The organism is Achromobacter sp. GbtcB20, from assembly GCF_019091095.1.
GTDB classification, from domain to species: Bacteria; Pseudomonadota; Gammaproteobacteria; order Burkholderiales; family Burkholderiaceae_B; genus Achromobacter; species Achromobacter mucicolens.
Genome location: NZ_JAGXJZ010000002.1, coordinates 276,803 through 298,931, shown reverse-complemented (window position 1 = coordinate 298,931; position 22,129 = coordinate 276,803). Strand labels below are relative to the sequence as shown.

The following is a 22,129-nucleotide window of genomic DNA, read 5'->3' as shown; positions in this document are numbered from 1 at the left end:
TATGCACTACGCCATGCAGTGCGGGATCACCAGTAGTTTTCGACTGCCAGGTTGCCCGGAATGCCGCGGCGTCCCGGCTTGAATCCCCGATCACCCAGCAATTTTCGTGCCTCCGCCAGCATGGCGGGGTTGCCGCACAGCATGACCTTGGCGGTCTCGGGATCCAGCGGCTGGCCGGCCAGCTGCTCCAGGCGGCCATCGGCGATCAGCGTGGTGATGCGCGCTTGCGGCATGCCGGGCATGGCTTCGCGCGTGGCGATGGGCAGGTAGACGAGCTTGCCGGGGTCGGCGGCAAACATCTCGGCCAGGGCCGGATCGCGGCGCCAGGACTCGATTTCGTCGCGATAGGCCAGTTCGGCTGCGGTGCGCACGCCGTGCACCAGGACGATGCGGCGGTAAGCGCGCCAGACGGCCGGGTCGCGCAGGATGGACAGGTAGGCCGACAGACCGGTGCCCGAGGCCAGCAGCCACAGGTCGCCGCCGGGCGCAAAGCGCTCCAGCGTGAGAAAGCCGTAGGGGGCCTTTTCGACGTAAAGCGCATCGCCAGGCTGCAGACGCGCCATGCGCGGACTGAACAGACCGTCCGGGACAACGATGGAATAGAACTCCAGCCAGGGCTCATGCGGGGCCGAGACCATGGAATAGGCGCGCCAGATCGTGGGCGCGCCGTCCGGGTCTTCAGCGCCGGGCAGACCCACCCGGGCGAACTGGCCGGGCACGAACGTGAAGGCCTCGTCCCGCGTCACGCGCACGGAGAACAGTTTGTCCGGCACCCAGGTGTGGACGCTGGTGATGGTCTGGCGCGTGTATTTGGAGTCGTCGGTCATCGGGACATCGCACGGAAAGCGCCGGTCCGGCTTGCGGCCGGCGCCCGTGGATTACTTTTCCAGGTATTGCAGCTTGTCCTGCTTGCCGTTCCATTCGTCGGCGTCGGGCAGGGGCTTCTTGGCGCGGCTGATGCTGGCGAATTCCGGGGAGAGTTCGGCGTTCAGCGCGATGAAATTGAGTTGGTCCTGCGGCACGTCTTCTTCGGCGTAGATCGCGTTGGCCGGGCATTCGGGGATGCAGACCGCGCAATCGATGCATTCGTCGGGGTCGATCACGAGGAAGTTCGGACCCTCACGAAAACAGTCCACCGGGCACACGTCGACGCAATCGGTGTACTTGCACTTGATACAGTTTTCGGTGACTACGTGGGTCATTCAGGAACTCCGGGGATCGGCGGCAGATGTGTCTTAATGGGCGGATTTTACCCAATGCCGCGCGGATGTGCCGGCAATACCCGTATTGACAGCGTGGCCCATCGTGTCGAAGGCCCGCTGCTTCATGCTATGGTGTCGCGAAACGAAACGCGCAATCATGATTATTACTTCGCTGCTCGACACCGACCTGTATAAATTCAGCATGATGCAAGTGGTGCTGCATCACTTCCCGGCTGCCCAGGTCGAGTACCGGTACAAATGCCGGACGCAAGGCGTGGATTTGCGCCCCTATCTGGACGAAATCCGCGACGAAGTGCATCAGCTATGTCAGTTGCGCTTCACGGAAGACGAGCTTAAATATCTCGGCGGCTTGCGCTTTATCAAAAGCGACTTCGTTGATTTCCTGGGTTTGTTCCACATGCCGGAGCGCTGCATTCACATCAGCGAAGGCGAAGGCCCCGGCGAAATCAGCATCGAGGTCAAGGGGCCGTGGCTGCACACGATCCTGTTCGAGATCCCCGTGCTGGCCATCGTCAACGAGGTCTATTTCCGAAACACCCGCAAGCATCCGGACTGGGAAGAGGGCCGCAAGCGCCTGCAGTCCAAGATGCATCTGGTGCTGGACGATCCCGCGCTGGCGGATTTCCGCGTGGCCGAATACGGCACGCGGCGCCGCTTCTCCAAGGCCTGGCACGAAGAAATCGTCTCCACCATGAAAGCCGAGATGGGTCCGCATTTCGCGGGCACCAGCAACGTGCTGCTGGCCAAGGAACACGACGTGCTTCCGCTGGGCACCATGGGCCACGAATATCTGCAGGCCTGCCAGGCGCTCGGTCCGCGGCTGCGCGATTCACAGGTGTTCGCGCTGGAAGTCTGGGCCAAGGAATACCGCGGCGACCTCGGCATCGCGCTGTCGGACGTCTACGGCATGGATGCGTTCCTGCGCGACTTCGACATGTATTTCTGCAAGCTTTTTGACGGCGCGCGCCACGATTCCGGCGATCCCTTCATCTGGGGCGAGCGTCTGCTCGAGCACTACCGCAAGAACCGCGTCGATCCGCGCGCCAAGACGCTGGTGTTCTCGGATGCGCTGACCTTCCCGCGCGCCATCGAGCTGGCGCGCCAGTTCTCGGGCCGCTGCAAGGTGTCGTTCGGCATCGGCACCAATCTCACCAACGACCTGGGCCACGAGCCGCTGCAGATCGTCATGAAGATGGTCCGCTGCAATGGCCAGCCGGTGGCCAAGGTGTCGGATGCGCCCGAAAAGACGATGTGCGACGATCCCGCCTACCTGGCCTATCTGCGCCAGGTTTTCCAGTTGCCGCCTGCCTGACGACGCCCGGGCGTCGCGCGCGGGCAGCCTTACCCAGTTCCAACCAAACCACTCGACTCTAGGGGAATTCTCATGAGCAGCATCAAGCGCTTTCACGTGACCAAGCGCCTGTCGGACATGGCCGTGTACAACGGCGTTGCCTACCTGGCGGGCCAGGTGCCGGACGATGCCACGCTGGACATCACGGGCCAGACCGAGCAAGTGCTCGCCACGATCGACCGTCTGCTGGCCGAAGCCGGCACCGACAAGACCAAGATCCTGATGGCCCAGATCTACGTGGCCAACATGAAGGAATTCGACGGCATGAACAAGGCCTGGGACGCATGGGTTGCCGACGGCAACTCGCCCCCCCGCGCCACCGTCGAGGCCCGCCTCGCCAACCCCGACTACAAGGTCGAGATCGTGGTGACGGCTGCACTGTGATGCACGCACGCTGAATGCCGGCCTCGTCCGGCAACCTGAAAAGCCCTCTGGCTTACGCCGAGGGCTTTTTCTTTGCGCGGATGTCAGCTACCCACGCCGCGTTACGCGCCCATCAGCATGATGCCCGTCAGCAGACCGCCCAGTTCCTCGCAACGCGCCAGATCCGCCGCCGGCACGGTCTTGGGCGCCAGGATCTGCGCGGCGGTCTGGGCGCCCAGGTTCACGATGACGGCGGGCGCGACCGGGGTCAGCCGCCAGCCGGTGCAGATGCGTTCGACCTGCCGGGCGGCGCCCGCGCCGTCGCTGCCCGCGCTGATCATGGCCGCGTAGGGCAGTCCCTGCAGGCGGTCCAGCACCGCGTAGTAGTTGCGATCAAAGAACTCCTTCATCTCGCCGCTCAGGCTGGCGAGGTTTTCGGGAGCGCAGAAAAGGAACCCGTGGCTGGCCAGCAAAGCGTCGTCGCCGGCATCCTGCGCGCGCATCAACGTAACGCGCAGATCGTCCGGTTGCTCCAGCGCGGCCGCGGCTTCAGTGGCCCCGCGCGCGGCGGCGCGCGCCATCTGCTGTGCCGCGCCCGTGCGCGAATGCCAGACGATCAGCAATTCCTTCATGCGTAGCGCTCCGCCGGGTCCTGCCGGTAATACGCCCGCAGCATCGCATACCACTCGGGCAGGGCCTGCTGCATGGGATGGGGATCCACGAAGAAGTGCTCCGAACTGACGGCAAAGAACTCGCCTTCGTCCGTGGCCGCGTAGGGATCCATCGGCAGCTGCCCGTACCAGGCGTCCGCTTCCTCGCTCTCGGGATCCACGTCGCGCGGGATCGCCGCCTCCACGGCGTCGACCGCCGCAATGAAGCGGTCCAGGCTGTCGTCCAGCACCTGGCGCCACGCGCGCGGCTGGATCTCGGGATGCGCCGACAGGGACGGCATGCCGTCCGCAAATCCCGAGCGCAGGTCCAGCTTGTGGGCAAATTCGTGGATGACCACGTTAAAGCCGCCTTCGGACAATTGCGTGTCCTCCCAGGACAGGACAAGCGGCCCGCCTTCCCAGGCTTCGCCCGCGGCGTCCTCGATGTACTCGTGGACCACGCCGTCCTCGTCCTGACGCGAGCGCGGAATGCGGAAGCTGGCGGGATACACGATGATCTCGTCCCAGCCTTCGTACAGCTCGGGCGTGAGGTTCAGGATGGGCATGCAGGCCTGCGCGGCGATGGACAGCCGCATGAAGTCCGAGACCTCTAGCCCCTGCGCGCCGTTGATGATCTTGCTGGCGAGCAGCCACGCGGCGCGCGACTGCAGCTGGGCGGCTTCGCCCTGCGTCAGCACGGCCAGAAACGGATAGGTGTCCAGCACCTGCCGCCACAGTTCGGGCGGGATGCGGGCCTGCATTTCGGCGACCTCGGACGGGCGGGCGCCGCGCCCCTTCAGCCAGCGCAACATAAGCTTTGGTTCCTTCCATATGCCGGGATGCGGCAGGGTGTTCAGGGTGATTGAACCCTAGTGTAGAGTGTCGGGATATTCAACCAGATACCTGTGCTACGCCCGTCATGTCCGCCCCGCCTGTTCCCGATGCGCCTTCGCCATTCGACGCTTCCTGGCGGCAGGAAGCCGGGGCGGGCCTGGATGCCGATGGCCTGACGTTGCTGGACCGGGCCGTCGCCTGGGCCGAGCCGCGTTTCCACGGCCAGAATGCGCTCACGGGCGAGCCCCTGGCCGGCCACGGCGCCGGCGTGGTCCGTATCCTGGCCGCCATGCACACCGACGCGGCCACGCGCACCGCCGCGCTCCTGGCCGCGCTGCCCACCGACCTGATGGCCCCCGCGCCGTCCCTGCGAAACGACCCCCTCGCCGCTGCCTTTGGCACGGAGGTCGCGCGGTTGGTGCAGGGCGCCTATGCCCTGCTGCGCCTGGGCGTGGTCGCCCGCCAGGCCAGCGACGCCGCCGCGGTAAGCGGCTCGCAAAAGGAAATGCAGCGCAAGATGCTGCTGGCCATGGCCGCCGATCTGCGCATCGTACTGATGCGGTTGGCCTCGCGGTTGCGCACGCTGCGCTGGCACGCCGAAAGCAAGGCCCCGTGCTCGCCCGACTTTGCCCGCGAGACCCTGGACCTGTACGCGCCGCTGGCCAACCGGCTGGGCATCTGGCAGATCAAATGGGAAATGGAAGACCTGTCCTTCCGGTTTCTTGAGCCCGAAAAGTACAAGCACATCGCCCGCCTGCTGGAAGAAAAGCGGGTCGAGCGCGAGGCCTTCATCGCCGGCGCTATCGCTCGCCTGGAACAAGCTCTTGCCAAAAGCGGCATCCAGGCCGAGGTCAGCGGCCGGCCCAAGCACATCTACAGCATCTGGAACAAGATGCGCGTCAAGCGCCTGGACTTCTCGCAGATGTACGACCTGCGGGCGCTGCGCGTCATCGTCGACGACGTGCGCGCGTGCTACACGGCGTTGGGCATGGTGCACGAGATGTGGACGCCGCTGTCCGAGGAATTCGACGACTACATCTCGCGGCCCAAGCCCAACGGCTACCGGTCCCTGCACACGGTGGTCACCGATGACGATGGCCGCCCCTTCGAAGTGCAGATCCGCACGCGCGAGATGCATCAGTTCGCCGAATACGGGATGGCCGCGCACTGGCGCTACAAGGAAGCGGGCGCCAAGGGCGGCCAGGTGGCCGCCTCCAGCGAATACGACCGGCAACTTGCGTGGATGCGCCAGTTGCTGGCCTGGAACAGCGAAGTCGAGGGCGGCGCGGACACGCCGCCCGAACCGGCCAAGCCCGCCTCGGGCAGGGCCGCCGCGGGCAAGAACCGCGGCGCGGTGGCGGCGCCCGCGCACACCGACGAGCGCATCTATGTGCTGACGCCCCAGGCGCGCGTGATCGAGCTGCCCGCCGGCGCCACGCCGGTGGATTTTGCCTACCACCTGCATACCGACCTGGGCCACCGCTGCCGGGGCGCGCGCGTCGACGGGCAGATGGTGCCGCTGCAGACGCATCTGTCCACCGGACAGACCGTGGAGATCATCTCCGCCAAGTCCGGCGGCCCGTCGCGCGACTGGCTCAATCCGCAGCTGGGCTTTCTGGCCAGCCCCCGCGCACGCGCCAAGGTGCGCATGTGGTTCAACGCCATTGAACTGCAGCAGCGCATCACGCAGGGCCAGGCGCTCGTCGAGAAGGAATTGCAGCGCCTGGGCAAGACGGCCATCAACCTGGAACAGCTGGCCCAAAACCTGGGTTTTGCCCGCGCCGACGACCTGTATGTTGCCGCGGCCAAGGAAGAATTCAGCCTGCGCCAGATCGATGCGGTGTTCCAGCAGCCGGCGCCCGCGGCCGAGCCCACGCCGGCCGCGCTGCGCCACGCCAGCGCGGGCAGCGCCGAGAAAAGCGGCAAGAGCGGTGTGCTGGTGGTCGGGGTGGGGTCGCTATTGACGCAGCTTGCCCGCTGCTGCCGTCCCGCGCCGCCGGATGCGATCTCCGGGTTCGTGACGCGCGGCCGTGGCGTGTCCATCCACCGCCGCGACTGCCACAGCTACCTGGCGCTTTCGGCGCGCGAGCCCGAACGCGTCATCGAGGTGGCGTGGGGCGAAACCGCCGATACCTTCTATCCGGTCGACATCAGCGTGCGCGCGCACGACCGGTCGGGCCTCTTGCGCGACCTGTCGGAAGTGTTTGCGCGCCTGCGTCTGAACGTGGTGGGCGTGAACACGCAGAGCAAGCAGTCGCTGGCTCACATGGTGTTCACGGTGGAAGTGCGCGGCGGCGAATCGCTGTCGCGCGCGCTCGATGCGCTGGCCGAAGTGCCAGGCGTGTCGTCGGCGACGCGCCGCTAGCGGGGTGTCCGGCAGCGGCGCCGCTGCCGGAGATCGCCCCGCGCGCTGAACAACGCGGGGCGGGGGCGGTTCAGGCCTCAGTGCTCCAGGTCTTCATGCGCGCGATCACGCATGTAGAACGCGGCAACCAGACCCAGGGCCACGCCAAACATCACGTAGTAGGCGGGCGCCATGGGCGAGCCGGTGGTCTTGATGAGCCAGGTCACGATGAACTGCGCGAACCCGCCAAAGATCATCACGGCCACGTTATAGGCCAGCGACAGGCCCACCGAACGCACGCGCGCCGGGAACAGCTCGGCCATCACCGTGCTGAACACGCCAAAGAACGCCGACACGAAAATGCAGACCACGACCTGCACGGTCAGCAGGCGGCCGATCGACGGCGCGTCCGACAGCCAGAAGTACAGCGGGTACAGCACGATCAGGTAGCCGATCAGCGAGCCGATCACGAGCGGACGGCGGCCGATGCGGTCGGACCAGGCGCCCATGAACGGGGTCAGCACCACCATCAGCGCCGCGCCCGCCATCTGCACCAGGAAGGTCTGGTTCAGCGGCAGCATCAGCACCTTGGTCGAATAGGTGACCAGATACGTGAAGGTGATGTAGATGGACACCGTGGCCGTCACCACCAGGCCCACGCCGATCAGCGTCTCGCGCGTGTGGGTGCGCAGCATCTGACCCAGCGACAGACGCTTGACCTCGCCGCGCTCGGCGGCCTGGCGGTCGGCTTCCTTCATCTGCTTGAAGGCGTCCGTTTCGTCGACGTTGCGGCGGATATAGATGGCGATCGGCACGATCACCAGGCCGAAGGCGAACGGCAGGCGCCACGCCCAGTCGGCGATCTGCTGCTCGGTGAAGAACTCGGTGATCAGCGTGCCGCAGGCCGCGCCAATCAGCAGCGCCAGCATCTGGCCCGCCATCTGCCACGAGCCATAGAAGCCGCGCTTGCCGTTGGGCGCCATTTCGATCAGCAGCGCCGTCGACGTGCCGAACTCGCCGCCGGCCGAGAAGCCTTGCAGCAGGCGAGCGATGAGGATGAAGATCGGCGCCAGGATGCCGGCCGCGTGGTAGGTGGGCGCCACCGTGATCAGCGCGATGGACACGGCCATCAGCGAGGTCACCAGCACCATGGCGGCCTTGCGGCCCTTGCGGTCGCCATACAGGCCCAGGATGATGCCGCCCACCGGGCGCATGAAGAACCCGACGCCGAAGATGGCGGTGGTCATGAGGATGGCGTTCAGTTCGCTGCCGGGGACGCTGGGGTCCGTGGGAAAGAACAATTTGGCGATGATCGGCGTCATGAACGCGAACACCAGGAAGTCATACCATTCGAGGGCGTTGCCGATTACCGCTGCCACGATGTTGCGTGTGGGAACTGCTTTGTGCTGCACGGGATCTCCTTGGGGGCTTTTTAAAATCCGGCCGACATTCTAGGCGGTGCCGCCCCGGCCGTCCCGGCAATCGTCCGGATGGGGGCCGAGACGCGGCCGCTGCCTGGCTTTACACTGCGTCTTTTCCCCACGAGAGTAGTGACATGAACGCGCGCACCTGGCTGGAAACGCTGGTTGGCTTTGACACCACCAGCCGCAATTCCAATCTTGCCCTGATCGAAACCGTCCGTGACTGGCTCAAGGGCCAGGGCGTCGAGGCATGGCTGGCGCACAACCCCGAGCGCACCAAGGCCAACCTCTTTGCCACGCTGCCGGCGCAAGACGGCAACCAGCAGGGCGGTATCGTCCTGTCGGGCCACACCGACGTGGTGCCCGTGGATGGCCAGGACTGGAGCACGGACCCGTTCAAACTCGTCGAAAAAGACGGTCTGCTCTATGGCCGCGGCAGCTGCGACATGAAGGGCTTCATTGCCGGATCCCTGGCCCTCGTGCCGGAATTCATGGCCATGCCGCGCAAGAAGCCCATCCACCTGGCGTTCTCCTACGACGAGGAAGTCGGCTGCGCGGGCGCGCCGTACATGCTGGCCGACCTGCACGAACGCGGCATCCGCCCCGAGGGCTGCGTCGTGGGCGAACCCACCGGCATGCAGGTCGTGGTGGCCCACAAGGGGATCAATCTCTTCCGTTGCAAGGTCCACGGCAAGGCGGCGCATTCCTCGCTCACGCCGCGCGGCTGCAACGCCATCGAATACGCCGCCCGCCTGATCTGCCGCATCCGCGACCTCGCGGACAGCTTCAAGGCCAACGGCCCCTACGATCAGTTCTACGACGTGCCGTTCTCCACTATGACCACCAACCAGATCCGGGGCGGCATCGCGGTCAACACCATTCCCGAACTGTGCGAATTCACCTACGAATTCCGCAATCTGCCGGGCATGCGTCCCGACGACATCCAGGCCGAAGTCGAAAAATACGTGCGCGAAGAGCTGCTGCCGAAGATGAAGGCCGAATTCGACGGCGCCAGCATCGAAATCGAGACCGGCGCCGCCGCGCCCGCCCTGGAAGCCTCGGAAGAAGCCGCCATCACCCAGCTCGTGCGCGCCCTGACCGAAGACCGCGCCACGCGCAAGGTGGCCTACGGCACCGAGGCGGGGCTTTTCCAGGGGATCGGCATTCCCACGGTGGTCTGCGGCCCCGGCCACATCGAACAGGCCCACAAGCCCAACGAATACGTGGCGCTGGACCAGCTTGCCGCCTGCGAAACCTTCCTGCGCCGCATGGGGCAGTCGCTCTGACGAGCGGACCTCCTGGGGGCGGGCGGCACGCCGGTGCCGTCCGCGTCAGGTAAAATGACGGGTTGCAAACCGGATTTGCGGCCGGCAGTGGCCTGCCGCGATGCCGGGGGAGATGCTTTGGTGAAACCTTACGACTTTCCGGATGCCAAGGGCCATTTCGGGCCTTATGGCGGTGTTTTCGTGGCGGAAACGCTGATGCACGCGCTCGATGAACTGCGCGCGTCCTATGACCGTTATCGGGTCGATCCCGCCTTCCTGGAAGAGTTCAACTACGAACTCAAGCATTTCGTGGGCCGGCCCAGCCCCGTCTACCACGCCCGGCGCTGGTCCGAGCTGGTCGGCGGCGCCCAGATCTGGTTCAAGCGCGAAGACCTGAACCACACCGGCGCGCACAAGATCAACAACTGCATCGGCCAGGCCCTGCTGGCCAAGCGCATGGGCAAGCCGCGCGTCATCGCCGAAACCGGCGCGGGCCAGCACGGCGTGGCCACCGCCACCGTCGCGGCCCGCTACGGCATGGAATGCGTGGTGTACATGGGCAGCGAAGACGTCCGCCGCCAGGCCTCCAACGTCTACCGCATGAAGCTCTTGGGCGCGACCGTGGTGCCCGTGACTTCCGGTTCGCGCACCCTGAAGGACGCGCTGAACGAAGCCATGCGCGACTGGGTCACCAACATCGAAAACACGTTCTACATCATCGGCACGGTGGCGGGTCCCGACCCCTATCCCCGCATGGTGCGCGATTTCCAGACCGTCATCGGCAACGAATGCCTGACGCAGATGCCCGAGGCCATCGGCCGCCAGCCCGACTACGTCGTGGCGTCGGTGGGCGGCGGCTCCAACGCCATGGGCATCTTCCATCCCTACATCCCCCACGAAGAAGTGCGCCTGATCGGCGTCGAAGCGGCGGGCGAGGGCATGGACAGCGGCAAGCACGCCGCATCGCTGGCCGCGGGCCAGGTGGGCGTGCTGCACGGCAACCGTACCTACGTCATGCAGAACGCGGACGGCCAGGTCCAGGAAACGCATTCCGTCTCCGCCGGCCTGGACTACCCGGGCGTCGGCCCGGAACACGCGTGGCTCAAGGATTCTGGCCGCGCCGAATACGTCGGCATCACCGACGAGGAAGCCCTGAAGGCTTTTCACGATTGCTGCCGCATCGAAGGCATCATGCCCGCGCTGGAGTCCTCGCACGCCATCGCGCAGGCCGTCAAAATGGCCGCCACGCTGCCGCGCGACGCCGTGATCCTGGTCAATCTGTCGGGCCGCGGCGACAAGGACATGCACACCGTCGCCGAACGCGCCGGCATCGAGCTCTGAACATGACAACCCGCACTGATCGCATTGCCGCGGCTTTCGCGCGCACCGCAGAGTCCGGCCGCGCCGCGGCCCTGATTCCCTACATCGCCGCCGGCGATCCTTCCCCCGGCGCCACCGTGCCGCTGATGCACGCGCTGGTGGATGCCGGCGCCGACGTCATCGAACTGGGCGTGCCGTTCTCGGATCCCATGGCCGATGGCCCCGTCATCCAACGCGCCGCCGACCGCGCCATCGCGCAGGGCGTGGGCCTGGCCCGCGTGCTCGAACTGGTGGCAGATTTCCGCCAGCGCGACACCGCGACGCCGGTGGTGCTGATGGGCTACGCCAATCCCATCGAACGCATGGGGCAGGCAGAATTCGCCAGCCGCGCCGCCGAGGCCGGCGTGGACGGCGTGCTGGTCGTGGACTATCCGCCCGAGGAAGTCATCGAGTTCGCCGCCACCCTGGGTGAGCACGGCATTGCGCCCATCTTCCTTTTGGCACCCACGTCCACCGAAGAACGCATCAAGGCCGTCGCCACGGTGGCGCGCGGCTACGTGTATTACGTGTCGCTCAAGGGTGTGACGGGCGCGGGTTCGCTGAACACCGACGACGTCGCCGACCGCGTGGCCCTGATTCGCCGCCACGTGCGCGACATTCCGGTCGGCGTGGGATTCGGCATCCGCGATGCCGAAAGCGCCCAGCGCGTGGCCCGATCGGCGGATGCCGTGGTCATTGGCAGCAAACTGATTGAAACCATGGAGCAGGCGGTCGCCAACGCGCCGGCTGCCCAGCAAACCGACGCCGCAGTCGCCGCCGCCAGCGGCTGGCTGCGCACCATCCGGCAGGCGCTGGATCAAGTAAAACGAGAGAACGCGTCGGCCTGAGCGGCCGGGTCGCGATCTCAAACGGGATGAATACTCAATGAGCTGGATCGATAAACTCCTGCCGCCTCGCATCAACAAAACCAGCGACAGCGGCGCCCGCCGCGTTCCCGAAGGCCTTTGGGTGAAATGCCCGTCGTGCGAATCGGTGCTGTATAGCGAAGACCTGGCAGCCAACCTTCACGTCTGCCCCAAGTGCGACCACCACATGCGGATCGGGGCTCGCGCCCGGATCGATTCGCTGCTCGACATGGAAGGCCGCGTCGAAATCGGCCAGACCACGCGTTCGGTCGACACCCTGAAGTTCAAGGACACGCGCAAGTATCCCGAGCGCCTGCAAGAGGCCGTCAAGGCCACGGGCGAATCCGACGCGCTGGTGGTCATGAGCGGCTCGATCCGCGGCGTGCCTGCCACGCTGGCCTGCTTTGAATTCGAATTCATGGGCGGCTCGATGGGCTCGGTGGTGGGCGAGCGCTTTGCGCGCGGCGCGCAGGCAGCCCTGGACAACAAGACGCCGTTCATCTGCGTGGCCGCTTCGGGTGGCGCGCGCATGCAGGAAAGCCTGCTGTCGCTCATGCAGATGGCCAAGACGAACGCCATGCTGACCCGTCTGTCGGCCGCCGGCCTGCCGTTCATCAGCGTCCTGACCGATCCCACGATGGGCGGTGTGTCGGCCAGCTTTGCGTTCATGGGTGACGTCGTCATTGCCGAACCCAAGGCCCTGATCGGCTTTGCCGGCCCGCGCGTGATCGAACAGACCGTGCGGGAAAAGCTGCCGGAAGGCTTCCAGCGCGCGGAATTCCTGCTGCAAAAGGGCGCCATCGACATGGTCGTGGATCGCCGCCAGCTTCGCGAAGAAATCGCCCGCCTGCTGGCGCTGCTGACCAATCAGCCGGCCGACGTGGTGACTGCCTGACAATGCTGCCGGCGCCGGGCTGCCGCATGACGGCCGCCGGCTTCGGAAAATGCCGCCAGCAGCTTCGTGCTTCGGGCGGCATTTTTGTTTTTGCGTTCCGGGTCAAAGCCTGGGCACGCCACTTGCTAAGGCGGCCTAGCGCAAAATCGCAAGCTTGAATTACGCGTGGTCCGGAACAGTCTTTTTCATATCCGTTTGTTGCCATATTGCGACATGCGTAAGGCGGGTTGGTCCGGATTTTGCTAATGTTCCCCGTTAGTCCAGAAATAGATGGAGTTAATCCCATGCAGTCGACGAAGAAGAAAATGCTGACGCGCCTTGCCGGCCTGGCCCTGGCAAGCGTTGCCACCTTTGCCAGCGCCCAGTCGTCCGAGGGCACGCAGGGCGGCGTCAGCCTGCACTACGGCATCGGCGATCACTACAAGCGCCTGACCCTGAACTACGAAACTGCTTCGCTCTGGACCTATCAATTCGGCGGCAACTGGGGCCGGCTGGACCTGACGCCGGAATTCGGCGCCTCGTACTGGCAGGCTGACGGTTCGCGTTCGCCCGGCCATGTGTGGCAGTTCAGCGCCATCCCGATGTTCCGCTGGTGGACCGGCGAACGCTTCTACATCGAAGCGGGTATCGGCGCCACGCTGTTCTCCAGCACGCGCTTTGCCGACGAAAATATCAGCACGGCCTTCCAGTTCGGCGACCACGTCGGCGTTGGCTTCCTGCTCACGCCGAATAACCGCATCGGCGTGCGCTATTCGCACTTCTCGAATGCCAGCATCAAGCGCCCGAACCCGGGCCTGGACGTGGTGCAACTCACCTACACGTACCAGTTCTGATCGAATCGTGACGTCCTGAGCGTTCCCGCCTGCCGGAACGTTCCGGGCGCAGATCTTAAAAACCACCCGTTCACGGGTGGTTTTTTTTGTGCGTCGCCTGGGCCGCCGGTCATCCCGGGGCCACCGCTAAAACCACAAAAAAATTATCGTTTGACTGTGTGTTCACGTACTTGTTGGTGTTGAGTGCAATGGCCAGAATGCCCTGGCAACACCCAAAACCACAACGAGCCGTCGTGGGAGGCTTCGATCCGCCGCCGCATGCGTGATCGGGGCAGGGCCCGGCAGGCGGCACACGGAGACGCAGATGAAATACCCCTGTACGAAGGCGCGCCGCTTGGCGCGCATTGCCGGCGCCGCCGGTCTTGTCCTGTCGCTGGCCGCCGCCCCGGGCGCCGTGCTGGCCGACGAATTTCCCGCCAAGCCCCTGCGCATGGTCGTGGGCTTCGCGCCGGGCGGCGGCGCGGATATCGTGGCGCGGCTGGTGGGCGCCAAGATGGCCGACAGCCTGGGTCAGCAGGTGGTGGTGGAAAACCGCGCCGGCGCCACGGGCACGATCGCGGCCGACAACGTGGCCCGCTCGCCCGCCGATGGCTACTCGCTGTTCCTGGGATCGCAATCCACCATGGTCGTGGCTCCGTCCCTGTTCCCCACGCTGCCGTTCAAACCCGAGACCGACTTCGAACCGGTATCGCAGATCGTGACGATGCCCCTCATCCTCGTGGTCAACCCCGCGATGATCGATGTGAAGAGCGTCGGCGAGCTGACCGAGCACATCCGCAAGGCGGGCAACGGCGCGCTCAGTTATGCGTCCTCCGGCCAGGGCGGCCCGCAACACATCGCGGGTGAGTTGTACGCGCACCGGGTCGGCACCAAGGTCACGCACGTGCCCTACAAGGGCGAATCGGCGGCGATCGCCGACGTGCTGGGCGGGCACGTGCCCTACATGTTTGCGAACCTGCCGGTGGCGCTGCCGCACATCGCCTCGGGCAAGGTGCGTCCGCTGGCGATCACCAGCCTGAAGCGCGATCCCAAGGCGCCGCAGATTCCCACGCTGGCCGAATCGGGCTTCAAGGACTTCGAGGTGTCGACCTGGTATGGCGTGTTCGCGCCGGCCAAGACGCCCAAGCCGGTGATCGAGAAGCTGTCCAATTCCATCCGCACCGCGCTGGCGCAACAGGACATGCAGGCCAAGCTGAGCGAGCAGGGGTTCACGGTGGTGGGCAGCGATTCGGCGGCCTTCAGCCAATTCGTGGGCGCCGAACTGCCGCGCTGGTCGGTGCTGATCCGCGACATCGGCATCAAGCCGGAATAACGCGGTCACCACGTGCTGGCGCCCCTGGGCGGGCGTCAGCGGGAGCCGTTCACCGGCGGCTCCCATTCATTCACCCGAGACAATGACATGATCGACTTCACCGAAAAACGCGCCGCCGGCCCCGTCATCCGGCTGCATTCCGCAGACAACGTCGTGGTGGCTCGCGTGCCCATCGGCATCGGCACTGCCGTGCCCTCCGAAAACCTTGTCAGCCGCAGCCAGGTGCCCGCCGGCCACAAGATCGCGGCGCGCGATCTGCGCGCCGGCGAACCCATCCTGAAATACAACGTCTGCATCGGCTTTGCCGCCACCGACATCCCGGCGGGCACGTACGTGCATTCGCACAACATGGATTTCCAGGAATTCGACCGCGACTATGCCCACGCGCGGGACTACGTCCCGACGCAAATCCTGCCCGAATCGGAGCAGGCGAAATTCCAGGGCATCGTGCGCGCCAACGGGCAGGTGGGCACGCGCAACTACATCGGGATTCTTGCCACGGTGAACTGTTCGGCGACGGTGGTGCATCGGATTGCGGCCGCGTTCGCACAGGATGTCATGGACGCTTATCCCAACGTGGATGGTGTGGTGGCGTTGAGTCACGGCATGGGCTGTGGCATGGAGATGTCCGGCGAGCCGATGGATCTCTTGCGGCGCACGATGGGCGGATACGCCTGTCATGCAAATTTTGCGGGCGTGCTGATCGTCGGCCTGGGGTGCGAACGCAATCAGCTCGATGCGTTGCTCAAGGACCAGGGCCTGGAGGCGGGCGCGCGGCTGCAGACCTTCATCATGCAGGAGACGGGCGGCACCCGAAAAACGATCGAGGCCGGCGTCGCCGCGGTGAAGGCGATGCTGCCGGCCGCGAACGACGTGCGACGCGAGCCGGTGCCGGCGCGGCACCTGAAGATCGGCCTGCAATGCGGCGGATCGGATGGCTTTTCGTCGATCACCGCCAATCCGGCGCTGGGCGCGGCCATGGATATCCTGGTGCGGCATGGCGGCACTGCCATCCTCTCGGAGACGCCGGAAATCTATGGCGTCGAGCATACGCTGACGTCACGGGCGCGCAATCGCGAAGTCGGCGAGAAGCTGGTCCAGCGCATCCGCTGGTGGAAGGAAGAGTATTCGCCGGGGCGCGACGTGCAGATCAACGGCAAGGTCAGTCCGGGCAACCAGATGGGCGGCCTGGCCAACATCTTTGAAAAATCGTTGGGCTCGTCGATGAAGGGCGGCACCACGGCGCTGATGGAGGTCTACCGCTACGCGGAACCTGTCCGGCAGCCGGGCATGGTGTTCATGGACACGCCGGGGTTCGATCCCGTGTCGGCGACGGGGCAGATCGCGGGCGGCGCCAACATCATCTGCTTTACGACCGGCCGCGGCTCGATGTTCGGCGCCAAACCGGTGCCCTCGATCAAGCTGGCCACCAATACGCCGATGTTCGACCGGCTGACTGAAGACATGGACGTCAACTGCGGCGACATCCTGGACGGCACGGCAACGCTGCAAGAGGTGGCGCAGCGGATCTTCGAGGAAATCCTGCGGGTGGCCTCCGGCGACCGCAGCAAGAGCGAGTTGCTGGGCCTGGGGGACCACGAATTCGTGCCCTGGAATATCGGCGTGGTGAGCTGACCGCCTCGCAAGACGGCGGCACCGCGGACGGTCAGCGTATTCGACCGTCCGCGTTTGGGATTGTCCGCGTGTTGACCCTGCGCGTGTGGTGCAGAAACGCTCAGGCGTCGGACAGCGTGGCGGCGCCCGGCATCTCAAACCCATTGGCCTGCAACGCAGCCTTCAGCCCCTCTGTCTGCGAGGCATTCAGTTCCACCAGCGGCGGCCTTACCGTGGCCCACGCCGCATCGCCGGACTTCCAGGCGATGGCCGCCTTCATGGCGGGAATCATCGGAAACTGCTGGAACACGTTGCGCGTGGCGTTCAGGCCCGCCTGACGCTCGTCGGCATCCGCCTCTTGCCAGCGCTGCTGGAGCGCCACGATCGGACCCGGGTTGACGTTGCCCGTGGCCGTGATGCAGCCCACGCCGCCCGCGCGCAGGGTCTGCAGCAGGAATGCCTCGCTGCCCGCATAGACCTGGAATCCGCGGGGCGAAAATCGCTCGATCATCGCGGCAGTGTTGGCCCAATCGCCGCCGCTGTCCTTCACGCCGGCGACGATGCCGGGATAGCGATCGAGCAGACGCTCGATGAGGGCCAGGCTCAGCGGCACCTGGCTCACGGGCGGGATGTGATAGAGATACATGCGCAGCTTGTCGTCGCCCACGCCCTCGATCAGCTCGGCGTAGTAGCGGAAAAGGCCTTCGTCGCTGACCCCTTTGTAATAAAAGGGCGGCAGGACCAGCACACCCATGCTGCCGCTGCGCACGGCATGCTGCGTCAGCGAAATGGCATCGGGCAGCGCGCAGGCGCCCGTGCCCGGCATCAGCGCCGACGGTTCCACCCCCGCTTCGAGCAGCGCGTCCAGCAGCGTGTGCTTCTCTTCCAGCGACAGCGAGTTGGCCTCGGAGTTGGTGCCGAAGATGGCCAGTCCGACGGACTGTTCGCGCAGCCAGCGGCAGTGCTTCACGTAACGCCCCAGTGCCGGGCGGTAGCGCTCGTCGAACGGCGTCAGGACAGGAGAAAAAACGCCGGGAATGCGGGCAGGGGTCGTCATGTCTCTACTCGTTATTGGAAGGATGGAAAAAGCGCGCCGCGGTCGCGCGGCTGCGATTTCCGATTCTGGCATTGATCTGTCCTGCGAACATCTGCTGTTTAATGGCTTCAATCCATAAAATTGTTGTGGTTTGCCACACGTCAAGAAAAGGGGGAGATCGTGGAAACGCGCTATGTGCAGAGCTTTGTGTCGGTCATCGAGAGCGGCTCGCTCGCCGAGGCCGCGCGGCGGCTGGACCTGACCCCCGCCGCCATCGCGGCGCGCGTGCGCACGCTGGAAGAAGAGCTGGGCGCCACGCTGATCAAGCGTGTGGGCCGCAGCGTCAAGGCGACCGAAGCCGGCCTGAAGGTGCTCGAGCGCGCCCGCAGCGTGCTGCGCGAGGTGCGCGACCTGCGGGCCAGCGCCGCGGACGACGCGCCGCTCGGCGAGCTGCGCCTGGGCGTCTCGGCGTCGGCCTTGACCGGCATCATGCCCATCGTGCTGGCCCGGCTGTACCGGCGCATGCCCAAGCTGGCGGTCTTCATGGAACCCGGCACGTCCAACCATCTGTACCACCGCGTCATCAATGCAGACCTGGATGCGGCGTTCATCGTCAAGCCGCAATTCAACCTGTCCAAGGGCTACGCCTGGAAGCAGGTGACCGAGGAGCCGCTGGTCGTGCTTGCCCCGCCCGACACGCCGGGCAACGACGCGCACGAGCTGATGCGCACGCAACCCTTCATCCGCTACGACCGCAATGTCTGGGGTGGGCGGCTGGCCGACCAGTACCTGCGCCAGCATGGCATTGCGCCCCGCGAGCGGCTGGAGGTCGACGGCCTGATGGGCATTGCCTGCATGGTCTCGGAGGGGCTGGGCGTGTCGCTGGTGCCGGATTGGGCGCCGGATTGGCTCGACAGCCGCCGCGTCAAGCGTGTGCTGCTGCCCGGCCGAGCGCCGCTGCGCCGGATGGGCATTCTGTGGGCGCGTCACATGCCGCATTCGGCCCTGGCGGAAGCCTTTGTGGAGGAAGCGGGCCGCGCACTGGATCCGCAGGCGCGCCATTCGGCAAGCGACTGACGCCGCTCGAGGCAAAAAAACACCCCGCAGACCGTTTCCGGTGTGCGGGGTGTTGTGCTTCTCAGGGCCGGGCCCTGGCGGCCTAGCGGCTTAGTGGCGCGTTTCGACCTGAACCAGCGGCTCGTTCGAGACGGGCGTCACGGGCTTGCGCTCGCGGCCCAGGCGGACCGGCGCATACGAGGCGGCAATGCGTTGCTGCGTCTGTGCGTGGCGTTCCGGATCGGTTTCCACCCACTTCAGGCCAGCGGCGTTGACCACGTCGTGCAAGGCCTGCGCCTTGGCGGCGGGGGCAGCGGCGGGCACCACGATGGGCTGCTGCGCGCTGGCCGGAGCCACGGGCGAGGGGGCCGGCGCGACGGGCGCGGGGGCGGGCGCAGCTGCCGGAGCCGGGACGACCGGTTCGACGGCGGGCGCTTCCACCGGCGCCTGCTCCGGCGCGGCGGGGACCGAAGCCTCGCTTGCGGGTTGCACGGCGACGGGCGGGGTCGCTTCGGGCGCCGTCTGGACCGGTTGGGCGACAGGTTCAGCCGCGGCTTGGGTCAGGGGCTCGATCGCGGGCTCAGCCGCGCGCTCAGCGGCGGGCTCTGCTGCGGCCTGGACAGGTTCAGCCTTGGGCGCTTGAACCGGCTCGGCCGGGGCTTGCTCGGGCTGCGCGGCGGTCTGCGCGGGCTGGGCCGGCGCTTGAACCTGCTGGGCTGCGGCGGGCGCTGCCTCGGCGGCTGCGGTTTGAACCGGCTCGGCGGCTTGGGCGTCGACGCCTTCGGCCTGCTGCTCGCCAGCGTCTTCGGCGCCGTCTTCCTGCTGCTCGTCGCTGCCGGCCAAGCCAGCTTCGTCCTGGCTGCGGCGGCCACGGCGGCTGCGGCGGCGGCGGCGCTTGCGCTCGGGATCGGCCGCGCCTTCGGCGCCTTCAACGCCCGGGATCGCTTCGGCGGACAGATCGTCGGCGTCAGCCGTGTCCATGGCAGCTTCGGCGGCGGGCTTGGCATCCGACTTGGCGTCGGGCAGCGCGGTGGCGACCGTCTGGGCCAGCGCGGCGACCATGCTTTCCTGTTCGCTCATCGGCGCGTCGGCCTGGCCTTCCTCGCGGCGGTTGCGGCCACGGCCACGACGGCGGTTGCGGCCTGCGCCGGTGTCCTCGCCATTGAGCTCAGGGGTTTGTTCAGGACGGGCGGACGCCAGGGCTGCCTGGGTGGCGGCCGGCGCGTCGCGCTCGCCGCGGCCTTCGCCACGGTTGTTGCGTTCGCCGCGCTCGGCGTCCGAGCGGCGATTGCCACGCACGTGGTGACGGCCGCCTTCGGTGGCCTCGGCGCCTTCGCCACGGCCTTCGCCACGGCGATTGCGGTTGCGGTCGGAGCCGTGGCGTTCACCGCGGCGGTCCTGGCCGTCATGGCCGTTACGGCCCTTGCCCCGGGCCGGGGCGGCGCGCTTGGCGGTTTCCTCGGCGGCGGCAGGCGCGGGCTTGGCGGGCTCGGAGCCGCCGGTCAGCCAGCCGACCAACCGCTTGAACAGACCGCCCAGACCGGCGCCTGCTGCGGGCGCGGCAGGTGCCGCGGCCGGCGCTGCGGGCGTGGAGACGGGAGCGGGCTGCGAGGGCGTGATGCCCTTGACCAGGGCTTCCGGGCGCGACTTGATTTCGCTTTCGCGGGGCTGCCAGGGCGCATCCGTGGCCGGCGCTTCCACCAGTTCGAAGCTGGTCTTCACTTCTTCCAGGCGGGGGTCGTCGTGGCGCAGGCGCTCGATGTGGTGGTGCGGCGTTTCCAGATGCTTGTTGGGGATCAGCATCAGGTTGACCTTCAGGCGGGCTTCCATCTTGGTGATGTCGGCGCGCTTTTCGTTCAGCAGGTAGGTGGCCACGTCGACGGGCACCTGGGCGTGGACCGCCGCGGTGTTCTCCTTCATGGCTTCTTCCTGCAGCAGGCGCAGCACGTGCAGGGCGCTGGACTCGGCGTCGCGGATCACGCCGGTGCCGTTGCAGCGCGGGCAGGTGATGTGCGAGCCTTCGTTCAGGGCGGGGCGCAGGCGCTGGCGAGACAGTTCCATCAGGCCAAAGCGCGAGATCTTGCCCATCTGGACGCGGGCACGGTCGAAATGGAGGGCATCACGCAGGCGCTGTTCGACGGCGCGCTGGTTCTTGCTGTCTTCCATGTCGATGAAGTCGATGACGATCAGTCCGCCCAGGTCGCGCAGGCGCAACTGGCGGGCCACTTCGTCTGCCGCTTCCGAGTTGGTGCGCAGCGCGGTTTCCTCGATGTCGGCGCCGCGGGTCGAGCGGGCCGAGTTCACGTCGACGGACACCAGCGCTTCGGTGTGGTCAATGACGATGGCGCCGCCCGAGGGCAGTTGCACGGTGCGCGAGTAGGCCGTCTCGATCTGGTGTTCGATCTGGAAGCGCGAGAAGAGGGGGATGTCGTCACGGTAGCGTTTGACGCGCTGGACGTTGTCCGGCATCACCACGCTCATGAAGGCGGTGGCCTGGTCGGCGATCTCGTCGGTATCGATCAGGATCTCGCCGATTTCCGGCGAGAAGTAATCGCGGATCGCGCGGATGACCAGGCTGGATTCGAGGTAGATCAGGATGGGCGCGGAGTTGTCGCGCGCGGCGCCGTCGATGGCGGTCCAGAGTTGCAGCAGATAGGACAGGTCCCATTGCAGCTCTTCGACGTTGCGGCCGATGCCTGCGGTGCGGGCGATGATGCTCATGCCCTGGGGCAGGTCAAGCTGCTCCATCGTGTCGCGCAGTTCCTGGCGGTCCTCGCCCTCGACGCGGCGCGAAACACCACCGCCGCGGGGGTTGTTGGGCATCAGGACCAGGTAGCGGCCGGCCAGCGAGATGAACGTGGTCAGGGCAGCGCCCTTGTTGCCGCGTTCTTCCTTTTCGACCTGGACGATCAGTTCCTGGCCTTCGCGCAGGGCGTCCTGGATACGGGCGGTGCGGACATCGACGCCTTCCTTGAAGAAGCTGCGGGCGACTTCCTTGAAGGGCAGAAAGCCGTGGCGATCCTCGCCGTAGTTGACGAAGCAAGCTTCGAGGCCGGGTTCGATCCGGGTAATGACACCTTTGTAGATGTTGCCTTTGCGCTGTTCGCGGCCGGCAGTCTCGATGTCAAGGTCGATGAGTTTTTGCCCATCGACGATAGCGACGCGTAATTCTTCCTGATGCGTCGCATTAAACAGCATGCGCTTCATGAGAGGGTTTCTCCGTTGTCATGACGCGCCGATATCGGCGCGTGACCTCGGGCCACTCGGGCTGCGGCTGAAGCGGGCAAGAAGATGCGGACCGTACCTGGGCGGCGCCCAGGCGTATCCGCCGCGGGTCAGGCGGGCACGTCGTGCCGTGGGGCACGGGGTTCTTTCAGCAGGAGGGTCAGCTTCACTGAATGTGGTTTGACGGAGTTGTGCTGGGGAACGGCAGCTGCGGTCGGATTGGTTGCCTACACGCAGCTGGTGCTTTAAATATGCGACGATTCTTGCAGTGCTTCAGAGCCGCTTGCGGCATGCAACGGACCTGCCGGAAAAGCGGGCAAGATGAATGCCACACCACTATTCCACAGGGCTCGGTTGCGCCGGCGACCAAGAGACCCAGGGGTTGAATGAGCAGGCAGTACAATGGCGGCCCGCGCGCTCGACGGAGTTGCGTGTTGGTTGCATCTCTACGCCAGGCGGCTTGTTCAGCCCCTTTAGGCTGT

At 66.2% G+C, this 22,129-nt stretch carries 18 protein-coding genes; 11 read left to right on the top strand and 7 right to left on the bottom strand.

The features are described 5' to 3' along the window. Positions 1–26: 26 nt before the first annotated feature. Together KVT32_RS04160 and fdxA are read right to left on the bottom strand one after the other, a co-directional pair. On the bottom strand, positions 27–827 hold the full coding sequence (locus KVT32_RS04160; RefSeq protein ID WP_142050327.1) for a ferredoxin--NADP reductase: 801 nt from the start codon (positions 825–827) through the stop codon (positions 27–29). A gap of 51 nt (positions 828–878) precedes the next feature. After that, positions 879–1,202: a ferredoxin FdxA gene (gene fdxA, locus KVT32_RS04155; RefSeq protein WP_006389264.1), complete on the bottom strand. Its 324-nt coding sequence runs from the start codon at positions 1,200–1,202 to the stop codon at positions 879–881. Between the two features lie 157 nt (positions 1,203–1,359). Between fdxA and pncB the strand changes: the two genes are divergently transcribed. Both pncB and KVT32_RS04145 read left to right on the top strand, forming a co-directional pair. Then, on the top strand, positions 1,360–2,535 hold the full coding sequence (gene pncB, locus KVT32_RS04150) for a nicotinate phosphoribosyltransferase (protein WP_062840544.1): 1,176 nt from the start codon (positions 1,360–1,362) through the stop codon (positions 2,533–2,535). A 72-nt stretch (positions 2,536–2,607) separates the two neighbouring features. Next, positions 2,608–2,958 (top strand): RidA family protein, encoded by a 351-nt coding sequence (locus KVT32_RS04145; RefSeq protein WP_056321843.1) that lies wholly within the window; start codon positions 2,608–2,610, stop codon positions 2,956–2,958. A 101-nt stretch (positions 2,959–3,059) separates the two neighbouring features. Here the strand turns inward: KVT32_RS04145 and KVT32_RS04140 are convergent, their stop codons facing one another. Continuing rightward, the gene (locus KVT32_RS04140; RefSeq protein WP_152383687.1) at positions 3,060–3,569 is read right to left on the bottom strand and encodes a flavodoxin family protein; all 510 of its coding nucleotides are present in this window, start codon (positions 3,567–3,569) and stop codon (positions 3,060–3,062) included. Next, positions 3,566–4,399, bottom strand: a complete 834-nt coding sequence (locus KVT32_RS04135) for a zinc-dependent peptidase (RefSeq protein WP_217617735.1) — start codon at positions 4,397–4,399, stop codon at positions 3,566–3,568. The genes KVT32_RS04140 and KVT32_RS04135 overlap by 4 nt, the downstream gene beginning before the upstream one ends. 107 nt (positions 4,400–4,506) lie before the next feature. Between KVT32_RS04135 and KVT32_RS04130 the strand changes: the two genes are divergently transcribed. Continuing rightward, positions 4,507–6,786 carry a bifunctional (p)ppGpp synthetase/guanosine-3',5'-bis(diphosphate) 3'-pyrophosphohydrolase gene (locus tag KVT32_RS04130; RefSeq protein WP_217617734.1) on the top strand — a complete coding sequence of 760 codons (2,280 nt, stop codon included), beginning with the start codon at positions 4,507–4,509 and terminating at the stop codon, positions 6,784–6,786. Between the two features lie 77 nt (positions 6,787–6,863). On the opposite strand, the gene KVT32_RS04125 is transcribed toward KVT32_RS04130, so the two are convergent. Further along, on the bottom strand, positions 6,864–8,177 hold the full coding sequence (locus tag KVT32_RS04125; protein ID WP_056321854.1) for an MFS transporter: 1,314 nt from the start codon (positions 8,175–8,177) through the stop codon (positions 6,864–6,866). A gap of 143 nt (positions 8,178–8,320) precedes the next feature. Between KVT32_RS04125 and argE the strand changes: the two genes are divergently transcribed. The 7 genes from argE to KVT32_RS04090 all read left to right on the top strand — a co-directional run bounded on the left by argE (position 8,321) and on the right by KVT32_RS04090 (position 16,351). Then, positions 8,321–9,472 (top strand): acetylornithine deacetylase, encoded by a 1,152-nt coding sequence (argE, locus tag KVT32_RS04120; RefSeq protein ID WP_062840548.1) that lies wholly within the window; start codon positions 8,321–8,323, stop codon positions 9,470–9,472. 120 nt (positions 9,473–9,592) lie between these two features. Further along, entirely contained in the window at positions 9,593–10,792 is a 1,200-nt protein-coding gene (trpB, locus tag KVT32_RS04115) for a tryptophan synthase subunit beta (RefSeq protein WP_056322725.1), read from the top strand. Positions 10,793–10,794: 2 nt separating this feature from the next. After that, positions 10,795–11,658: a tryptophan synthase subunit alpha gene (gene trpA, locus KVT32_RS04110; RefSeq protein WP_217617733.1), complete on the top strand. Its 864-nt coding sequence runs from the start codon at positions 10,795–10,797 to the stop codon at positions 11,656–11,658. 37 nt (positions 11,659–11,695) lie between these two features. Continuing rightward, positions 11,696–12,571 (top strand): acetyl-CoA carboxylase, carboxyltransferase subunit beta, encoded by an 876-nt coding sequence (accD, locus tag KVT32_RS04105; protein ID WP_056321862.1) that lies wholly within the window; start codon positions 11,696–11,698, stop codon positions 12,569–12,571. A 284-nt stretch (positions 12,572–12,855) separates the two neighbouring features. After that, a complete protein-coding gene (locus KVT32_RS04100) occupies positions 12,856–13,404 on the top strand; it encodes an acyloxyacyl hydrolase (RefSeq protein ID WP_152383690.1) in 549 nt (182 codons plus the stop codon). A gap of 304 nt (positions 13,405–13,708) precedes the next feature. After that, positions 13,709–14,716 (top strand): tripartite tricarboxylate transporter substrate binding protein, encoded by a 1,008-nt coding sequence (locus KVT32_RS04095; protein WP_056321868.1) that lies wholly within the window; start codon positions 13,709–13,711, stop codon positions 14,714–14,716. A gap of 87 nt (positions 14,717–14,803) precedes the next feature. Next, complete coding sequence (locus KVT32_RS04090; RefSeq protein ID WP_152383691.1) at positions 14,804–16,351, top strand: UxaA family hydrolase; 1,548 nt, start codon at positions 14,804–14,806, stop codon at positions 16,349–16,351. Between the two features lie 100 nt (positions 16,352–16,451). Here KVT32_RS04090 and KVT32_RS04085 read toward each other — a convergent pair whose 3' ends face one another. Beyond that, positions 16,452–17,387 (bottom strand): dihydrodipicolinate synthase family protein, encoded by a 936-nt coding sequence (locus KVT32_RS04085; RefSeq protein ID WP_152383692.1) that lies wholly within the window; start codon positions 17,385–17,387, stop codon positions 16,452–16,454. 159 nt (positions 17,388–17,546) lie between these two features. Here KVT32_RS04085 and KVT32_RS04080 point away from each other — a divergent pair, with 159 nt between their 5' ends. Next, positions 17,547–18,443 (top strand): LysR family transcriptional regulator, encoded by an 897-nt coding sequence (locus KVT32_RS04080; RefSeq protein ID WP_217617732.1) that lies wholly within the window; start codon positions 17,547–17,549, stop codon positions 18,441–18,443. 90 nt (positions 18,444–18,533) lie between these two features. On the opposite strand, the gene KVT32_RS04075 is transcribed toward KVT32_RS04080, so the two are convergent. After that, positions 18,534–21,629 carry an Rne/Rng family ribonuclease gene (locus KVT32_RS04075; RefSeq protein WP_152383693.1) on the bottom strand — a complete coding sequence of 1,032 codons (3,096 nt, stop codon included), beginning with the start codon at positions 21,627–21,629 and terminating at the stop codon, positions 18,534–18,536. Between the last annotated feature and the right edge of the window lie 500 nt (positions 21,630–22,129).

Bases quoted from the DNA above. Each gene is read 5' to 3' on its own strand.
- pncB (WP_062840544.1), top strand. From the start codon at position 1,360: ATGATTATTACTTCGCTGCTCGACACCGACCTGTATAAATTCAGCATG.
- KVT32_RS04090 (WP_152383691.1), top strand. From the start codon at position 14,804: ATGATCGACTTCACCGAAAAACGCGCCGCCGGCCCCGTCATCCGGCTG.
- argE (WP_062840548.1), top strand. From the start codon at position 8,321: ATGAACGCGCGCACCTGGCTGGAAACGCTGGTTGGCTTTGACACCACC.
- KVT32_RS04135 (WP_217617735.1), bottom strand. From the start codon at position 4,399: ATGTTGCGCTGGCTGAAGGGGCGCGGCGCCCGCCCGTCCGAGGTCGCC.
- KVT32_RS04145 (WP_056321843.1), top strand. From the start codon at position 2,608: ATGAGCAGCATCAAGCGCTTTCACGTGACCAAGCGCCTGTCGGACATG.
- KVT32_RS04095 (WP_056321868.1), top strand. From the start codon at position 13,709: ATGAAATACCCCTGTACGAAGGCGCGCCGCTTGGCGCGCATTGCCGGC.
- accD (WP_056321862.1), top strand. From the start codon at position 11,696: ATGAGCTGGATCGATAAACTCCTGCCGCCTCGCATCAACAAAACCAGC.
- KVT32_RS04130 (WP_217617734.1), top strand. From the start codon at position 4,507: ATGTCCGCCCCGCCTGTTCCCGATGCGCCTTCGCCATTCGACGCTTCC.
- trpA (WP_217617733.1), top strand. From the start codon at position 10,795: ATGACAACCCGCACTGATCGCATTGCCGCGGCTTTCGCGCGCACCGCA.
- KVT32_RS04100 (WP_152383690.1), top strand. From the start codon at position 12,856: ATGCAGTCGACGAAGAAGAAAATGCTGACGCGCCTTGCCGGCCTGGCC.
- KVT32_RS04140 (WP_152383687.1), bottom strand. From the start codon at position 3,569: ATGAAGGAATTGCTGATCGTCTGGCATTCGCGCACGGGCGCGGCACAG.
- KVT32_RS04075 (WP_152383693.1), bottom strand. From the start codon at position 21,629: ATGAAGCGCATGCTGTTTAATGCGACGCATCAGGAAGAATTACGCGTC.
- KVT32_RS04160 (WP_142050327.1), bottom strand. From the start codon at position 827: ATGACCGACGACTCCAAATACACGCGCCAGACCATCACCAGCGTCCAC.
- fdxA (WP_006389264.1), bottom strand. From the start codon at position 1,202: ATGACCCACGTAGTCACCGAAAACTGTATCAAGTGCAAGTACACCGAT.
- KVT32_RS04085 (WP_152383692.1), bottom strand. From the start codon at position 17,387: ATGACGACCCCTGCCCGCATTCCCGGCGTTTTTTCTCCTGTCCTGACG.